This window comes from Sphingopyxis sp. OPL5 (assembly GCF_003797775.2).
Taxonomy (GTDB): Bacteria; Pseudomonadota; Alphaproteobacteria; order Sphingomonadales; family Sphingomonadaceae; genus Sphingopyxis.
Genome location: NZ_CP060725.1, coordinates 3293294 through 3309832, shown reverse-complemented (window position 1 = coordinate 3309832; position 16539 = coordinate 3293294). Strand labels below are relative to the sequence as shown.

Annotated in this window: 13 protein-coding genes; 4 read left to right on the top strand and 9 right to left on the bottom strand. The window is 64.5% G+C overall.

Features of this window, described 5'->3' with window-relative positions; translation table 11 throughout:
- Nucleotides 1-55: 55 nt before the first annotated feature.
- Together EEB18_RS15970 and EEB18_RS15965 are read right to left on the bottom strand one after the other, a co-directional pair.
- The gene (locus EEB18_RS15970; protein ID WP_187141791.1) at nt 56-1087 is read right to left on the bottom strand and encodes a cupin-like domain-containing protein; all 1032 of its coding nucleotides are present in this window, start codon (nt 1085-1087) and stop codon (nt 56-58) included.
- A 64-nt stretch (nt 1088-1151) separates the two neighbouring features.
- Complete coding sequence (locus EEB18_RS15965; RefSeq protein ID WP_187141790.1) at nt 1152-6008, bottom strand: autotransporter domain-containing protein; 4857 nt, start codon at nt 6006-6008, stop codon at nt 1152-1154.
- Between the two features lie 395 nt (nt 6009-6403).
- Here EEB18_RS15965 and EEB18_RS15960 point away from each other — a divergent pair, with 395 nt between their 5' ends.
- Together EEB18_RS15960 and EEB18_RS15955 are read left to right on the top strand one after the other, a co-directional pair.
- Complete coding sequence (locus EEB18_RS15960; RefSeq protein WP_187669015.1) at nt 6404-6547, top strand: hypothetical protein; 144 nt, start codon at nt 6404-6406, stop codon at nt 6545-6547.
- Between the two features lie 59 nt (nt 6548-6606).
- Entirely contained in the window at nt 6607-6783 is a 177-nt protein-coding gene (locus tag EEB18_RS15955) for a hypothetical protein (RefSeq protein WP_187141789.1), read from the top strand.
- A 56-nt stretch (nt 6784-6839) separates the two neighbouring features.
- Here the strand turns inward: EEB18_RS15955 and EEB18_RS15950 are convergent, their stop codons facing one another.
- Nucleotides 6840-7640, bottom strand: a complete 801-nt coding sequence (locus EEB18_RS15950; RefSeq protein ID WP_187141788.1) for a LytTR family DNA-binding domain-containing protein — start codon at nt 7638-7640, stop codon at nt 6840-6842.
- A 72-nt stretch (nt 7641-7712) separates the two neighbouring features.
- On the opposite strand from EEB18_RS15950, the gene EEB18_RS15945 reads away from it, so the two are divergent.
- Nucleotides 7713-8171, top strand: coding sequence for a hypothetical protein (locus EEB18_RS15945; protein WP_187141787.1), 459 nt, complete (start codon nt 7713-7715; stop codon nt 8169-8171).
- A 202-nt stretch (nt 8172-8373) separates the two neighbouring features.
- Here EEB18_RS15945 and EEB18_RS15940 read toward each other — a convergent pair whose 3' ends face one another.
- The 6 genes from EEB18_RS15940 to EEB18_RS15915 all read right to left on the bottom strand — a co-directional run bounded on the left by EEB18_RS15940 (nt 8374) and on the right by EEB18_RS15915 (nt 15697).
- Nucleotides 8374-9108, bottom strand: coding sequence for a phosphatase PAP2 family protein (locus EEB18_RS15940; protein ID WP_235535624.1), 735 nt, complete (start codon nt 9106-9108; stop codon nt 8374-8376).
- A 65-nt stretch (nt 9109-9173) separates the two neighbouring features.
- Nucleotides 9174-11555 carry a TonB-dependent receptor domain-containing protein gene (locus EEB18_RS15935; protein WP_187141786.1) on the bottom strand — a complete coding sequence of 794 codons (2382 nt, stop codon included), beginning with the start codon at nt 11553-11555 and terminating at the stop codon, nt 9174-9176.
- Nucleotides 11556-11559: 4 nt separating this feature from the next.
- Nucleotides 11560-12510: a FecR family protein gene (locus tag EEB18_RS15930; RefSeq protein ID WP_187141785.1), complete on the bottom strand. Its 951-nt coding sequence runs from the start codon at nt 12508-12510 to the stop codon at nt 11560-11562.
- Nucleotides 12497-13075: an RNA polymerase sigma factor gene (locus tag EEB18_RS15925; protein ID WP_187141820.1), complete on the bottom strand. Its 579-nt coding sequence runs from the start codon at nt 13073-13075 to the stop codon at nt 12497-12499. Before EEB18_RS15925 ends, EEB18_RS15930 begins: the two co-directional genes overlap by 14 nt.
- A 113-nt stretch (nt 13076-13188) precedes the next feature.
- Nucleotides 13189-14514 (bottom strand): lipopolysaccharide biosynthesis protein, encoded by a 1326-nt coding sequence (locus EEB18_RS15920; protein ID WP_187141784.1) that lies wholly within the window; start codon nt 14512-14514, stop codon nt 13189-13191.
- Nucleotides 14495-15697: a hypothetical protein gene (locus EEB18_RS15915; protein WP_187141783.1), complete on the bottom strand. Its 1203-nt coding sequence runs from the start codon at nt 15695-15697 to the stop codon at nt 14495-14497. Before EEB18_RS15915 ends, EEB18_RS15920 begins: the two co-directional genes overlap by 20 nt.
- An 88-nt stretch (nt 15698-15785) precedes the next feature.
- Here EEB18_RS15915 and EEB18_RS15910 point away from each other — a divergent pair, with 88 nt between their 5' ends.
- A complete protein-coding gene (locus EEB18_RS15910) occupies nt 15786-16517 on the top strand; it encodes an HAD family hydrolase (protein WP_187141782.1) in 732 nt (243 codons plus the stop codon).
- The last annotated feature ends 22 nt before the right edge of the window (nt 16518-16539 follow it).

The following is a 16539-nucleotide window of genomic DNA, read 5'->3' as shown; positions in this document are numbered from 1 at the left end:
TGGCATTCGTCACCCAACGGCAATTGCAACGACGCCATTTCAATACGACCTTCTCTCAGAGCTCGCCGAATGTCGCATAATCCTTGTGAAAGTCGTTCGGACCCTGGAAATTTGTCAGCGTCAGGCTGGCAGACACATCGAGGGCCTCGACATGATGCCACCAGCCGATCGGCAGGAAAATGAGTTCGCCGGGGGCGAGGTCGCAGTGCAAGAGATGCGGCCGCGCCCCGTCGCCGGCTACCCGGCAGGTGGCATCCTGGCCGAACTCGCTGTAGCAATGGTAATGATTGCGCATCAGCGGCGTCTGCGCGGGGGAAGCCAACGTCAGACGCTTGTGACCCATGATCTGAACGAGGAGATTGTTCGTCAGATCATGGTGCCAGGGCGTGATCGTTCCGGATGGCCCAAGCCACAGAAAACCCTGCTCCCGCGAATGCCCCGACAGGATGCCGTCAATGGGTCCGAAATCTTCCCATAGGGGGGCCAGCACGTCCCGATTTGCCGCACCATTGTTGGCGGTCAGGTAGAAGTCATTGCTTCGTTTGCCGTCGCGAAGCGCGGCCACAAAGGATTGCCAGGGCACGTTGCGCTTATGTTGGGCGGAATTCTGCTCATAGAGACGATCGGCGCCTCGTCCTGCCTGAAGTTCCACAATGACAGGACCGACCGCCGCCTCGATATAATCGAGCGACCAAGCCGAAAAGGCGCGCCACGACCCAACAGCCCGGGTCAGGATCAGTGGCCGGTTGCGCGCGTAGAATTCCTCGAAAAATGTACCAAAATCGATGCTTTCGCGCCGCTCGATCGTCCTCGATCCGAATTGTTCGAGCCGTCCGAGCGCCGATGTGATCCAGCGATGCTTGTCCAGCCGCGCCTGAAGGCGCCGCGCCGCGATCAGATAGGGATGATGCTCCGCGAGACGCAGTTCCCGCTCGATCAGGCTGCGATCGAAACCGGCCCGCCGCATCGCATCGATCAACTGCCTTTTGTCGGTATGGAGAAGCAGGTTCTCGGCGATCCAGCGGCGCCAATCCCCGTCCAGTTCGGCTTTGCCGGGTTGCGTTGTTTCCTGCGTATTCGAATGCATTGTCTGCCTCGTTTCGGGAAATCGAAGACTCCCGGCCCTGGGGGTGGGGCCGGGAGTCTTCCTTCTACCAGCGGAAGGTCAGTCCGCCGGAGACACTGTGGGCTTCCATGCGCTCGCGCAACTCGAGGCCGTAGCCGATCCGGAACTGCGCGGTGCCCAGATTCCCGGTAATGCCGACGCTTGCGATGCCGGCGGTCCGGCCCGGTCGCACCCCGGTGATCCGGAACGCGCTTCCTCCGCCGATCAGCCGGTTGGTCACGGCCCAGCCTTCGCGGTCGAAATCATGCGCGATCACAACGTCGGCGAACGGATGGATGCGACCGTCGGGCCCGAGATTGCCCTGGAGCTCGAACCCGAGGCTCCCGGTCAGGGCCTCGAACCGGGACTTGCCGACCTGGAGCCCCGCGTCCCCCGCATCGCGCTCCGTGAGCGCATGCTGTTGGACCCGGGCATAGCCGAGGCTCGCGAACGGTCGGAAGTCCAGGTCCTTCGTCCCGGCATTCGCGCCAAGCTTGAGCGACCCGCGAACTTCATTTGCCGACGCGTCGCCGTTCGCGGTGCGGCTCGACATGCCCGTGACCAGCGTTCGGGTCACGTCCAGATCGTGGTGCGCGTAGCTCGCCTGCGCATCGAGGAAAGCCGTTCCGAAGTCGACCGTCGCATAGGCGCCCACATGGTAGCTGTCGCCCTCGGCCCGCGAACGGGTTCGATGCTGCTTGGCCTCGCTCGTCGACCAGCCCGCAGCAATGCCCACCCGGGACTGGACGTTGGGCGTCGCGTCGATGCCCATCGCCAGCCCGCTGACCTGATGGTCATAGCCGGCTGCGGCGGCCGTGTTCTCGACATCGCCGAAGCTGCCGATCGCCTGTGCCCAGACATTCATGCCGTGCCAGCGCTCGCCCGACTCCAGGCGATCCGAGCGGGCGTCGGTCATGCGATTGCCGACGAGCCGCGCAAACTCGCTTCCGGCGCGGGCCGCGATGGCGGGTGTGTCGGCATAGATTTCGCCCGAGAAGGTCCCAAGCGCAGCACCTGCCTGCGAGGGGGCGATCCAGTTGAGCTCCGCCCTCACTTCCGCAAGATCCCGGGTGAACACGCCGCTCGACCCGAAGGCATCGAAGACGGCCTGCTGGTTGGGGGTGAGGTCCAATTCCAGCGGCGGTGTCGGTGTCGGCGTGGGAGTGGGCGTCGGCGTAGGCGTAGGCGTAGGCGTAGGCGTAGGCGTAGGCGTAGGCGTAGGCGTAGGAGTGGGTGTCGGTGTCGGTGTCGGCGTCGGCGTCGGCGTTGTTTGCGTCCGCGTGACGTTCACCGAGACCTGATTGGCCGCGCTATAGTCGACGGCGTAGGTGAAGAAGATGCCCTGCTGCGCCAGCTGCTCGTCCGGATTGATCCTGGCGAACTGGCCGGTCACCCCGCCCGTCGCCTTCAGGAAGGTATAGGCGCCCAGAACACCCGCATCGAGCGGCACGAACTGGACCGCGCCGTCGAGCGCGGCGGCGCCGCGCACGTCCAGAAGATCGCTGGTGCCGGGAACGCCAAGCTCGATCTGGAGTTCGCCGGCGGCGCTCTGCCGATAGTCGCCGAACACGGTCAGCGTTCCAAACTCGCTCCCCGCGAGCAGGCCGCCCGGCGCGACGATGCCGGCATTCACGAGGTTGGCCTTGCGGCCGCCCGCAAGGTCCGCCGCCGTCCCAATCGAACCGCTACCGCCGACGATGCCGCCCGCCTCGGTGATGGTGACACCGTTCCGCACTACGCCGTTCACAAGGAAGGTCCCGCGCGCCGCCACCTCGACAGCGGTCGACAATTCCGCGCCGGCGGCAAGCTCGAGGATGCCCGAATCCACGACGCTGGTCGCGCCCTGACCGAGCATCCAGTTGCCGGTAATCACCGAGGTCCCACCGCCCTGTTTGCCGAGCGCTTCGATGTCCGAAAAGCGCGACGCATCCCAGGTGCCCGTGTTCCCGGCGAATATGATCGTATCGAGGCCGGAGCCGCCGTCGATCCCCGCACTCGCCGCGAGTTCGGCGGCGCCATAAATGCCAAGCGCGTCATCGCCCGCGCCGAGCGCGATGCTCCCGCCGATCGAGCCGCCGAACTCGACGAGGTCATCGCCTTCGCCCGCATCAAGCGCGCCGTCGAGGCGGCCGGCTTCCTGCGAATAGACGTCGTCGCCAACGCCAAGGCGGATATCGCCGCCGATGACCCCGCCCGGATAGTTCATGACGATGTCATCGCCCGCGCCGGTTTCGATGCTGCCGGTGATCGTTCCGTTGTTGCGCAGCTCGTCGTTTCCGGCGCCGGTCCTGACGCTGCCATCGATCAGGCGCTGGCCCGACGTCTGTGTCGCGCTGTCGATCACGAAACCGTTGTCGATCAGCGCCCTTGCCGCGTGGATGAGATCGAGGTCGCCATAGATGGAACCGTCATTCTCGATCGCGATGTCGCCCGGCGTGCCGCCGATGAGGGCGTCGGCATAGATCGCCGTGGCGGGTGCCCCGGGGCCTGCATGACCGATCCGCGCTCCGTCGGCGTTGCGGAGATAGGCGCGCGTGCCTTCGTCGGGCGCCAGCACGACCACTGCTGCGGGGTCCGGGCCGCCGACGGCGTCGATAATGCCCTGATTGAGGAGCTGGAGGTTCGCTCCGCTCAGATCGATCGCTCCGCTATTCTCGCGGCCGTTCAGTATGCCCGCACCGGCCAGTATCTTGACAGTTGCGTTGTCGCCCCGCGTGCCGATCAGCGTGCCGTCAGTTGCGGCTTCGAGCAGACCTTCGACGCTGACGGTAAGGTCGTCGGCCGTAAAGACATAGCGGCCGTTGATCGGCGGCTTGCAGATCACCGTCGTTCCCGGCGCCGGATCGGCCGGCGAGCAACCTGTCGGCGTCGGGGTCGGCGTGGGCGTCGATTTGACGACGTTCACGACCGCGCGGTCGCCGAGATAATCGACCGAATAGCTGAAGAAGAGGCCGCTTCCACCGACCCGGTCGAACTGACCAGCGCGCGACCCGTAGGTCAGGAAGGTATAGGTGCCGGTGTCCGCAAGATCGAGCGGGATGAAATTGACTCCGCCCGCGAGATTGGCGGCTCCACGAACCTCGAGCAGGTCGGATATACCGGGCGCGCCGAGCTCGATGTCGAGCCGGCCGGCGGCCGTTTGAGTATAGTCGCTGATGACGGTAAGCGTTCCGATGCTGCCCTCGCCATCCCCCGGCGCGACGACACCCGCGTTGGTCAGCACATGTTCGGCAAAGCGGCCGTCACCGACGCGGCCCGTTCCCAGAAGGACACCCCCGGCCGCGATGTCGATCGCGCCGAGATGCGTTCCGTCGAGGCGGTAGACGCCGCTGCTGCCAATCGACGCATTGCCGACGATCTCGTCGGCGGCGCGGTCGGTTCCGAACACGAGGGTTCCGTCGGCGATGGTGACGCCGCCCAGGAAAGTCGCACCTTCGGATCCAAGGATGGTGGTGCCCCCGCCGTCTTTGATCAGCTTCTCGGCGTTGATGCGCCAGGCATCAACCGCGCCGGTTTCGCCACGATAGATCACCGTGTCGCCGCCGCCGCCTGCGACGTTGATGCTGTTCTCGCCCGTGATCGTGAGCGGGCCGTTGACGATCACGGTGTCGTCGTTGCCGCCGAGCACAATCGAACCGTTGAGCACGCCCGAAACCTCAAGGGTCGTGGTGCCCTGGAAGCTGCCATCGCCGTTCAGCGTCCCGGCGAGAACGATATGATTGGCGGCGTCCCCGATGTCCGAAATGTTCCCGTTGATGGTCCCGCTGTTGTAGAGTTCGTTGACGCCTTCACCGAAATAAATGTCGCCGATGATCGTGCCGCGGTTGCGGACGCGAACCGTGTCGTCGCTGCCATTGAAGTAGAGGTCGCCCTCGATACGGCTGGCACCGTCGACAACGTTGCCTGCCAGATCATAGCCGTTGAGCACGGTCCTCGGCGCGCCTCCTCCGTTCAGGGAAATATCCGCATGGATCAGCCCGGCGTTGGCGATAGATAGCGCGCCGCCGGACCCGAGGATGGCGTCGTCGCCCGAATCCTGACCCGGATGGCCGATAACGCCGGTCGCCGTGTTGACGAGCGCGCTCGACTTGTCCGTGCTTGCACGCAGAATGACGACAGTGGCCGAGCTGCCGAACGACGTGCCCGTCGTGTCGATGCGGCCCGCGTTGAGAATCGTGTTCGATCCGGACTGAAGCGCCACGGCCGCCCCAATGCCGGTCCCGATCAGCTGGCCGCCCTCGCGGTTGATGACCGTACCATCCGAGGCGATGGCGATGGCGTTCGAACTGCCGGTGATGGTTCCGCTGTTATCGACCCGCGATCCGTTGCCGAGAAGCGCGCCGTTGGCGCCCGAGATGGTTCCGGCGTTGACGAGCCTGGTCCGGTCGGACGTGCGGATTCCGGCGAAGCCGCCGCGGATTTCGCCGCCCGCGAGGTTCGCGATATCGCCGCCTCCTTCGATCGCCAGTCCGATGGAATTGCCGCTTCCGGGCAAGGTAACGATCGAGCCGCTGTTGCGGACGGTCGCGATGCCGCCGATCGCGATCGCCGCCGCGCCATTGCTTCCGGTCGAAATGGTTCCGCTGTTGGAAAGAACGGCCCCCTCCCGAAATCCGTCGATCCTGACCGAAAATATCTGATTGGAGGTCGACGTGATGGTGCCGCTATTCGTGAAATCGCCGGTGTTCGTACCGGCTGTAACCGCGAGGCCAAGCGATACCGCAATATTGCCGTCATTGGTGAAGCGGTCGACATCGGCGCCGATCGTTACCGTCGATGCCGTATCGCCGGTACAGGCGACGGTTTTCTGCCCGTCGGTGGATGTCGTGCAGGCCGCCTGGGCTGGCTGCACGAGAATAAGGCTTCCGCAAAGCGCCGAGGCGCACAAAAGGGTACGTTTCATGAGTCAAAATCTCCCTGCCCGGCAAAAGCCGGTTCATTGAACCTGGTGGTGAGGATGGTTGTGCGCCCGCCGCTTTCAGCGCGGGCGAATAGGGCTGTATGAGCCGTGGTTATTGATCAGGTGAGGTCAGCGGTTTCGGCCTCCCTGAACTGTTCCGGCATCTCGTCGGCAGCCGCGATCGCGTGCGCCAGTCTTGCCGCTCGCCTGCGCTGCCAGATCCAAAGCGCGGCCGCGGTCGCGGTACAGACGGCAGCCCTCGGCGCGTCGAGCGTTCATGCCGGCGCACTCCTTCCGCAAGGTCGGTCGCCGGAGAATCGAGCGATTGCCAGCCGGCGGGCGGTTCGTCGAGGTCGAAGCTTTTCATGGGCCAATTCTGTTCTCTGCATAGACTTTGCGTGGTTGAGGCGAACACCGACATTGGCGACGCTAATTTCGTGTCGGCCCGTTGGCGGACGGTGATGCCGGTCGGCAACGGGGAAAGTCGTGAACGGCTTCCGCAATTTCGTGATCGGCAGACCGATGCAGTTGGCGATGCGTGAATGGCAGATAGAGACGAAGCGACGCGACCTTGCGCCGGGTCGACAGCAAGGACGATGCCATGATCGCCTTTGGAGTGACGGGGTGGATCGCGATGATCGTCAATCGCGTCGCGCATATGATACTGCCCATCGCGGCAACGATTTTCGTCGTGTGCGGGCTTTGTTGTCTGATCGCGTGGGCGATTGCGCCGCTTTGCGCAAAACTGCTGCGACGCGCGGAACAGCTTTCAACATAAAGCGCTCTGGAGCAGCCGGACCGTTCGCCCCGGCAAATCCCGCCGGATCGCTCGGGCTAGTCCTTCAAAACCGTTCGCGCCGCCGGCAAATATGTCCTGCTGATGGGGACTGCTGTGTCATCCAGAAGCCGGGCGGTCGCTCGTCCGGGCGTTCGTTCCAGTTGGCGAACACCGTCTTTGGCCACCCACCAGCTGCGGTGCACGCGAAGGCCTAGCCGCGGATCAATGATCGCCGCCGCATCCGCCAGCCGCATCAGGACCAACGCCGAGCCGTTGAGTGTGTGCACGCGCACATAATGATCTTCGGCTTCCAGTGCGAGTATGTCGCTGCGCAGGGCGGCCGGAAGCTTCGACAGGAATTCGGGCGGATATTCTGGAGCCGCGGCGGGCTGTCCCGCGGGTGCGACCACCGTAACCGGGTCGTCCGGAGCCATGATGCGGGCGATCAGCAGCTGGACCAGCGCCACATAGGGAAACAAGCCGAGCAGTTGGACGGGACCGAATGTCCTTCCTGGTCTGACCACCCCCATAGCCCATGCCACAAAGAAGGTCATGGGTACCGCCGATACTGCGGCCACCGCGAAGTACCGTGCGAACGTCCGCTTGCGCGGCGAAATGGACGGAAGGATCCGCTCCGCGGCCGCAGCGGTCCCAAAGCCGGCGACGGCGATGACCATCCAGAAAGGATATCGAACCGCTGGCCCGAGCACAGATTGCGATCCGAATGGCCCCGTTACGCCAAGCATCGCGCCGAACGCGACAGCACTCAGCGGCACCCGCCACTTCCTCAACATCCGCCATTCACGCATCGCCAACCGCATCCGCCCACCCGTCACGAAACGGCGGACGCTATTCACGATTTTGCCCCTTGTCGACAGGGATCATGACCCGCCAACCGGTCGGCACGAAATGTCGAAATGGAGAAAGCAATGAAGCGATTTATCACTGGCGCAGCATTGGCATTTGCAGTCGTTCCAGCAGCGGCAAGCGAGCCCGTAAACATGCGCTTTGAGTGCGACGCCGGAGCCGCTACGGCGGGCGGCGAGGCCCCGAACCTCCACGGCAACTGGGATTTCCTGATGGATGCCGGGGGAGAGCCCAGTTTCGGGCTGATGTCGATCGGCTTCGTCGGCGACACCTATGGCGGATCGCTAACCCCGGTCAGGACCGCGCCCGTCGTTGTGCGCACAATCACCTTGACCGGCTACAGCATCCACATGGTTGTCGCGTCCCGCGAAGGCGATGTCCTGTTCGACGGCACGCTCTCGGCCAACGGCAACAGGATGTGCGGAACCGTTACCTATCATGGCGGCCGCACCCTCGCGATGGTAGCTCAGAAGCGGCCTTCAACCTATCAGTCGCAGTCTCAGGCCCAGCGGGCGCGGTAATCGGCCGAACGGGCGAGTGGCAGCAAGCGAGGCCGATCGACAGATTTACGGCTTCGGTCAAGCGCTAGATCACTGAAACTGGCCCGCAACACCCAACCCTCTGCACGCTGCTCGATGGTTCGATGCAAAGTTGTGCAGACGTCCCAAAATTCCGTGGCGTCCACAATCGCTACCGCCGCTCGACCATCGAGATCCTTCTTCTTCACTGATTTCGGCGTCCAGGGAAAGTCGCCAAGTTGATGGCCGCGCGAGCCGTGAGCGGCGCCATCCTCCACATGATGCTCCAGCACATCAGGGCCCATCCGCCACCGAAGGCCCAACCGGCGAGGACGTCGCTCGGCCAATGAACGCCGAGATACAGGCGCGAGATGCCGATCGACACGACGAGCAATCCCGCGGCTCCCGCGACATAGATGCGGCTCGACCGGCTCGGCGCCAATCCGGCGACGAGAATGGCGATGGACAAATAGACGATAGCGGAATTCGCTGCGTGGCCGCTCGGGAAGCTCGCACTGCCATAAGAGGCCCAATGCTCGACGACCGTCGGCCGTGCCCTTCCAAACCACACCTTCAGCAAGCTCATCACAAGCGCTCCCGATACGCATTGGGCGACGAGGAACAATGCGAATTGTCCCCGCTTGAGCGTCATAAGCAAGCCCGCGGAAAAAACGACGACCAGCGTCAAGGTGGTGACGTCGCCCAATGCGGTCAGATCGAGCATCGCCGCGCGCATGCCACTGCTCTCGCCGAATATGGCCCGCACCCAATGCAGCCCGGGGGTATCATAGGCATTGAGTTCACCCTCGGCGATTTCCGACGCCAGCTTGAAGATACCGAGCGCGACGAGCGCCGCGAGCGCCATCGCCGCCGTAAGGAGAATATCCGGCCGACGCGCCAGCAATCGCTCCGAGTTCAGCAGTTTCAGGATCTTCTTCAATTTCGTATCTCTCGCGGCATGGGTCGTTCAAACATCGGCCTGTCCTTTGACATGGGGTGCGCACGTCAGAAGCCGGCTCGAATGCCCAATCGGATCGTGAGCGGTCGCAGCGGCGTGATCTGCTTGCCGTCGGCGACAGTAAAAGGGTTGCCGTAGGAGAAGGTGTTACCGCTGGCGTTGAGCAGGTTCGTGGCGTCGAGCGAGATGGCCCAGCCTTGCGATGCGACGAGCGATGCGGACAGGTCGACCTGGGTCGTTTCGCCATGCTCAAGGATGAGCGGTGCCGTCGTGCCCAGGCTCGACGCGCCGATCAGGCGGACCGTACCGTCGAGCTTGAACGTCAGGCTGGAGGACAATGGCCTCTCCCAGGCCGCCGTAAAACGCGCGCCGGTCCGCGCAATATTCGGCAGCGGCCGTTCGTCGGCTTCTTCGAGTCCTTCGGCGGGGTTGGTCAGCGCGCTGCGATTGACGAACAGCGCTCCGTCGAAGAACAGGTGATCGCTAGCGCGCCAGCGCGCATTGATCTCAGCGCCATAAATCCTCCCGCGTCCGATATTTTCGGTGAAGGGCAGTCCGTCGGATCCGATGAGGTCTGCCTGAATGTCGGTCCAGATCGAATAGAAGGTTGTGACGCCCCCAGAGAAGCGGGGGCTGGCGGTATCGCTTTCGCAGCCAAGCCTGATCCCGAGTTCGGCGGTGTGGATTGAATCCGAATCGAAGCGCTGCGCGGCATTGGTTTGGCCAGCGGTGATGGCGATCCCCCCACTCCGGAATCCGCTCTGATAGCGAAGGAAGGTCAGAAGATCCGAATTGGGTTTCCAGGACAGCGCTGCGGTTGGCAGGAAACGGACCTGCCGCCGCTTCGGTTCGAAATCCTCGCCCGATCCGCCCATCAGTTCGCCGATCGTCTCGGCAAAGACGACACGTGCGCCGAGCGTTCCCGACAGGCGCGGGGCGATGCGCTGTGTCGCCTCACCGAAGACCGCTATTTCGGTCTTCTGGTTGCGCAGCCGAGCCAGCGTTGCGGGCGCGTCGAGCGGGCCGAGGCGGCGATCGATGCGATCGATGTTGCGGACGAGACCGAAACCCGCGACCCAGCTGTTTCCCGACGGTCCGCGGTGCGAGAGGCGCGTCTCGTGCGTCAGCAGGCGAATGGCCTCATGCCCCTCGAAGATCTGGATCTCGGAATTGCCGCCATAGCCTGTCGCATCGAAGACTTCCGACAGATCATGGTCGACGATGCCCGTCGACGAGATGAGCTTGAGGTCGCCCCAGTCCTTCGCGACTTCTACGCCCGCCGCCTTGAAGTCATTGTCGTGCGGCTGGGCGATGTTGGCGGCATGCGTGCGGCGCGGCTGATCGGTTTCGGCATATTGGCCGTCACGCGTGTCGATATTCTGGAGCAGCGCGTTGACGTCGATCGTCCAGTTGTCGCCCGGCTCGATCCGCAGGTTCGCGCGTGCGCCGTCGAGACGCGTCCGGTTGGTGTTCTCGGTACCAAGGGTGCTGTTGTCGATATAGCCCCCTTCGACCTGCTTGTAGCCGACGACCCGGAGCGCCACTCGATCGGTCAGGATCGGGATATTGACCATCCCTCCAAGATCATAGCCCGGTGCAGCACCGCGCGTTACGGATCGACCTGCGGCCGCCGAAGCGTGAAAGACGCCCGCGTCGGCCATTTTCGGGACGATCCGGATAATCCCGCCGAGCGCCCCGGCGCCATAGAGCGTCCCCTGCGGCCCCTCGATCACTTCGATGCGGTCGATGTCATAGAGGCGTAGATCAGGCTCGGGCGCATTATAGGTGAGCCGAAGGTCGCCGAGATAGATGCCGACGGTCGACTGGGTCGGTCCGGAGAAGCTGCTGTCGGCGATCCCGCGCACGAACAATTTGTTGCGGCCCGGCCCCAGATTGGTCGAGGTCAAGGTCGGGATGCGCGCGACGAACGCGGCGGTGCCTTGGCTCTCTCCGAGACCGGGGCTCCCTATCGATTCGATATGCGCGGTGCCTGGATAGCTGTCGAGCGGCTGGCCTTGCTTCGTCGCGGTGACGACGATTTCGACGGGAGGCGGTATCGGCGCTTCGATACGCGGCGCGGCTGGCGGCGGCCTGGGCGTCGGGGCGGGCTTCGGCCGTGCGCGGGGTTTCGGCACCGGAACGATGCGAACCGTCTCGGCATCGACGATCTGATAGGTGAAGCCGGTACCCCGGAGCATCGTCGTGAGCGCCTGTGCGATCGTCATGCGGCCGCGAACCGGCTTGCTGCGCGCGCCCGCCAGACGCTGATCGATGCCGCCGATCGAAATTTGTGTCTCGTTCCCGAGTGCGATGAGCGCATTGTCGAGGCGCTGGGCAGGAATATTGAAGTTGCGGCTTTCCGCTGCCGCCGCCGGGCTAGCGGCAACGATGGCGATGGCCGCAACGGGGAGGATATGGTTCCAGGTCACCGGACTAGCGCGTCAATTGCCATCCTTTGGCACTATGGCGCGCATGGACGCCAAGCAAGGACTCCAGTTGCCGGAAGAGCTTCGCTTCGTCGCGATCGATGCGGATGACGCCTGAAAAGCGCCGGCTTGCGAGGTCCGGCGAGACGGTTACCGGCGTGCCAAGCGAACGCGTGAGATCGAGCGCGATCGTGGCGAGCGACGCATCATGATAGCTCAGCCTCCCCTGCCGCCATCCGCCGACCGAGGCCGGGTCGATGGCCGTCACGACCGCCCTGGACTTGCCGCGCTGGACGCGGAGCTGCCTGCCTGCCGTCACCGTGACCGCCTGAACGCCCGGATCATATTGGACGCTGCCTTCGGACACGCCGACCTCGAGGCCGCTTGCAGACTGGCGCACGTTGAAGATCGTGCCGAGGTCGCGGAGCGTTCCGTCCCCCGTCTCGACGACGAACGGCCGCGCGCTGTCATGCTTGATCGTGAAGATCGCCTCGCCGCTGTCGAGGCGCGCGAAGCGTTCGGCCTTGCGATCGAGGTGAATGGTGGTGCCGCCGTTGAGGGCGATCGTCGATCCGTCGCCAAGGGCGATTTCGCGCGTTTCGCCCGGCTGGGTCGTGATCGCCTCCATCCCCGGCGACCGCAGCAGCATCGGCGACAGGCAGAGCGCAAGGATGAGACTGGCTGCGATCGAGAGAAATGCGGTGCGGCGATACCAGGGGCGGACACCGGGCTCATTATCATTGGTCGCGAGCGGCGCATTCTTCTCGGGAGCCTTGGTCTCGGCCAGTTCGTCCGAAAGACGGTCATCGGCGAGAGCGACGGCATCATAAGCATCGGCGTGCGCCGGATCGGCTTCCATCCATGCCGTGAACTCGGCCCACAGAACGCCGTCGGCTGCCGGGCCCTGCAACCGCACATGCCATGCGATGGCCTCGTCCATGATGCTACCGGTCCCCATCATCAATTCCTTCGGCCACCTGACGTTGCGGCGCGTCGATATCCACATCCAGCTGTTGCTTGAGCTCCAGAACCGCGCGGTATCCCCGTTGCAAATGCTTCTCGACCGCGCTCACGCTGATCCCCATTTGGGCGGCGATCTGCTTTTGCGGCATGCCGTCGATCCGCACCGCCCGGAAGGCGAAGGCGGTCCGCTCGGGCAAGGCGTCGAGCACCGCATCGACCCGCCTGAGCTGGTCGCGCGCCACGAGCATGCGTTCTGCCGATGGCTGGGCATCGCGCGGCGCGGCCATGCTGCCGTCGATATGCCCCTTCGTCCATTCCTGCTCGCGCGCGGTACGACGCTGCGCCGAACGGCGCCGGTCGAGGACCAGATTTTCGGCGGTTCGATAGAGATAGGCCAGCGGCTCGGCGATCAGGCTCGCGTCGATATCGGCGAGCTTCAGCCACAGTTCCTGCAGGATATCCTCGCCGTCGCCATCGCCGCGGAGACGAACGCGCAGATAGCGCGACAAAGCCAGCCGATTGGCCATGAAAATCGCTTCGAGCCCGCCGACTTTGGTCATCAAACGCTGCGCTCTTCCGTCTTCGCCCTTGCGGCAAGGCATAGTGTCTGCCTCATATGGCCCGAATATGAAAGGCGTGAGGCGGCGCGAAGCGGCCAGGGCGAGCGGTGGGCTCATTGCGGACGATCCGTCACCCGCCACAGAGCGAAGCCGAGCAGGCCGGCGGCGACCACCGCCTGCAGCAGGGCGTGATAGCCGGCGCCCACGAGCCCGGCGAAGCGGGTAAACAGAGGCAGCAGCGGCATGAGGCCAAGCCCGGCGATCATATTGGCCGTCACCGACAGGCCGGGTCGCCCGATGGCGATCAGCGCTGCACTTGTCGGTGGTCCCGTCATCGCGACCACGCGGGCAAGCGTCAGCCAGAGCATGACCGAGGCAGCGCCGGCGAAGGCTTGCCCGCCGATCAGCACCGCTATCTCGCGCGAGAAGAAAGCCAGGATGACGAGAAGGGGCAGCGCCGTGGCGAGTGCGATGCCGAGACAGCGACCAAGCGCTTGCCGGATGGCCCGCCCGGCTCCGCCACCGGCGGCGAGCCGCGCCAGTTCGGCATAGGCGGCTTGCCCCAGCATTTGCGCCGGCTGCGAAATGACGATCGTTGCGCGGTGGGCAATCGAATAAAGGCCCGCCGCCGCCGGACCGAGCATCGCCCCGACAATGAGCGGCGTCAGCCGGCCGGTGAGATCGCCGAGCATGATATCGGCGTTGGCGGTGAGCATGAAGCGGCCGAGGCCCTCATGCTCGCGCCGCGCGTCCGCGACAGCGCCCAGCAACGGCTCATCGAGCATATGCCGGCGGGCAAGATAGGCGGCAGCGATCCACAGCGACGCCCCCTCGACGAGCGCGGCAACGAGCCAGGCGACGAGAAAGGCGGTGAGCCCCAGATCGAAGAATATGATGATCAGGGTGCCGAGCAGCCGCATCACCGGGGTGACCAGATTGTGAAGCGCGAGGAGGTCGAAGCGCCGCAATATCTGGAGATAGCCGCCCGGCGTCGCGCGCACTGTCGCGAGAACGGCAAAGCAATAGGGGACCGCGAGCGCCTGCGCGTCCGCCGACCATCCGAGCAGCGGACCGACGAGCGGCACAGCCAGTGCCGCGACAACGACGGCAGCGACGCCCGCCGCCAGCTCGATAGCGCCGGCAAAGCGTAGCAGACGGATGAGCTTGGCATGATCGGTCTCGGCGGGCTGGACCCCGTAGCGAACGATCGCATGCCAGCCCGGAAAGGCGATGAGGCCGCCGATCAGCATCGCGAAATAATTGACGAGCACCAGCACGCCATATTGTTCGGGGCCAAGGATACGCGCGGCGGCGACGACATAGACGAGACTGATCAGGCCGGCGGCGGCCTTGCCGCCAAGCAGGAGCCCGAGATTTTCGTAGATGCGGCGAACGGGCCCCGACGGCGCCTTTGCAGCCTCAGTGAGCAAGGCGGCCATCGGCGGACCTGCCGTCGGGTAAATCGCCGCGGGCAAGGCAAGCGATCGCGCGAGCGGCGCGCGCCGACGATGGCTCGGCGGTGAGGTCGAATGTATGATCGAAGAGCCGGCGCTGCACCGATCGATAGCGGCCCGGATGATCCGCCACGGCCTCCTCCAGACCGCGATCAAGATCGTCGGCTTCCGCGATCACCGGCCCCGACTGCCAGTGCGCAAAATTGGGATCCCGGTCGGGATCGATGCCTTGGCTGTTGAGGAAAAGGCAGGGCCGCGGCGATTTCAGAAACTCATAAATCTGGCTGCTCACGTCGCCGAGGTAGATGTCCGCGCCATTGGTGTAGCTCATGTCGGTAAGCGCCGCGCTGCCGAGATCGATATGGATATTCGGCGCCGACGCGTAGCGGGCGTGCAGCTTTCCCGGCAGCCCGAAACGGAGCTTGTCGATCGTCACCGCCATCCGCCGTTCGAACATCATGATGTGCGGTGCGAAGATCAGATTGTAGCGGTCGGACCCGAGAAAATAGTCGAGCACCGCCCGGCCTTGTGTGTACCAGGATGAGAGATGGGGCGAGACGTGGGGATTGTAGAGCACGATCGGCCGATTGCTGCCACGAAACTTGATCGGTCGCCCCTGCCCCGCCGCGATATCGAACTTGGGATAGCCGGTGATCGTCAGGCGATCCGGACACACCCCCGCTTCCCGGGTCAACCGGTCGCGGATCTTCGGACCCGCCGCCAATATATGGTCGAACAGCGCCGCGGACTTGCCGAAACCGATGGCCCGGTCACCGGCGCCATGATCGGTCAGCACCATGCGGAGCGATGAGAGGCCATAGCGCGTCTTGAGGATGAGCGACGTCCGCTCGGTCACGACAAGCAAATCGAGCGACCGGAAGAAATCGAGATTGTCGCGGTAGACCAGCAATTTGGCAGCCGGGAGAATCGATCCGAGCACCGCGTTGAGGCCCCGCGACGCGGGCGAGCGCAACCCGAGCGCAACAAGGCGGATGCCAACCGGCACGGCACCACCCATCAACCGGATCGCCTCGTGCGCCAGCAGGTCGTTGGTGGTTGCGACAATGATCTCGGCGCCCGTGTCCGCACCCGCGAGCGCCATCGCAACCGGCAAGCTGTGCGCCATCTGATGAATCTGGTCGTGATTGAAGAGAAAGCCGATCCGCATGGGGGGAACGACGCCGCGGCGGCGCGATATCCGCAGCAAGTGCGGAAAATAATTCCGGCGGCGTCCTACCTTGCGGAGGAAATCGCCCATGACATCATCGCGTCCGCTCTCGATCTTCGATCTCGACCGCACTTTGACCATCTACGGCACCTGGTCACCGTTCCTGCTTTTCGCGGCGCGGCGGCGTGCGCCATGGAGACTCGTCTTCGCGCCGCTCGTGGTCGCCTTGATGGCAGCGTACAAGGCACGCTTGCTTTCGCGCAAACAGCTCAAACAGGCGATGCAGCGCCTGATGCTCGGAAGCGCCGTCGATCGCGACGCCGTGACCGACCTTGCGCGGGCTTATGCCGAGCAGAGCCTCGCGCACAATATCCATCCGGATGCCATCGCGAGCATCGCCGCCGAGCGCGCTGCCGGACGGCGCGTCGTCATCGCCTCGGCCGCCCATCTTTTCTATCTCGAGGCCATCGCCGAACGGCTCGGCGTCACCGATGTGGTGGGTACCGCATCGATATGGCGCGGGCGCGACCTCACCCCGCGGATCGCCGGCGCGAATTGCTATGGCGCGGACAAACGGCGCATGCTCGAACATTGGCTTGCGGGACAGGATATCGATCGCGCGGACGTTCATATCCGCTTCTTTTCGGACGACCTCTCGGACTTTCCCACCTTCGAATGGGCCGATGAAGCGGTGGCGGTCAATCCGTCGCGGCGGTTGCTCCATCTGGCACTGCGGCGTGGATGGACGGTCTATGATTGGCGCCAGCCAAAGACAGCGCCCGCAAGACGCCTACGCGAGCGGCGTGCGATAAGCGGCTGACGAACGGCCGTCAGTTCCGGCA

Bases quoted from the DNA above. Each gene is read 5' to 3' on its own strand.
- EEB18_RS15970 (WP_187141791.1), bottom strand. From the start codon at position 1,087: ATGCATTCGAATACGCAGGAAACAACGCAACCCGGCAAAGCCGAACTG.
- EEB18_RS15965 (WP_187141790.1), bottom strand. From the start codon at position 6,008: ATGAAACGTACCCTTTTGTGCGCCTCGGCGCTTTGCGGAAGCCTTATT.
- EEB18_RS15955 (WP_187141789.1), top strand. From the start codon at position 6,607: ATGATCGCCTTTGGAGTGACGGGGTGGATCGCGATGATCGTCAATCGC.
- EEB18_RS15945 (WP_187141787.1), top strand. From the start codon at position 7,713: ATGAAGCGATTTATCACTGGCGCAGCATTGGCATTTGCAGTCGTTCCA.
- EEB18_RS15930 (WP_187141785.1), bottom strand. From the start codon at position 12,510: ATGGGGACCGGTAGCATCATGGACGAGGCCATCGCATGGCATGTGCGG.
- EEB18_RS15925 (WP_187141820.1), bottom strand. From the start codon at position 13,075: ATGACCAAAGTCGGCGGGCTCGAAGCGATTTTCATGGCCAATCGGCTG.
- EEB18_RS15920 (WP_187141784.1), bottom strand. From the start codon at position 14,514: ATGGCCGCCTTGCTCACTGAGGCTGCAAAGGCGCCGTCGGGGCCCGTT.
- EEB18_RS15915 (WP_187141783.1), bottom strand. From the start codon at position 15,697: ATGCGGATCGGCTTTCTCTTCAATCACGACCAGATTCATCAGATGGCG.
- EEB18_RS15910 (WP_187141782.1), top strand. From the start codon at position 15,786: ATGACATCATCGCGTCCGCTCTCGATCTTCGATCTCGACCGCACTTTG.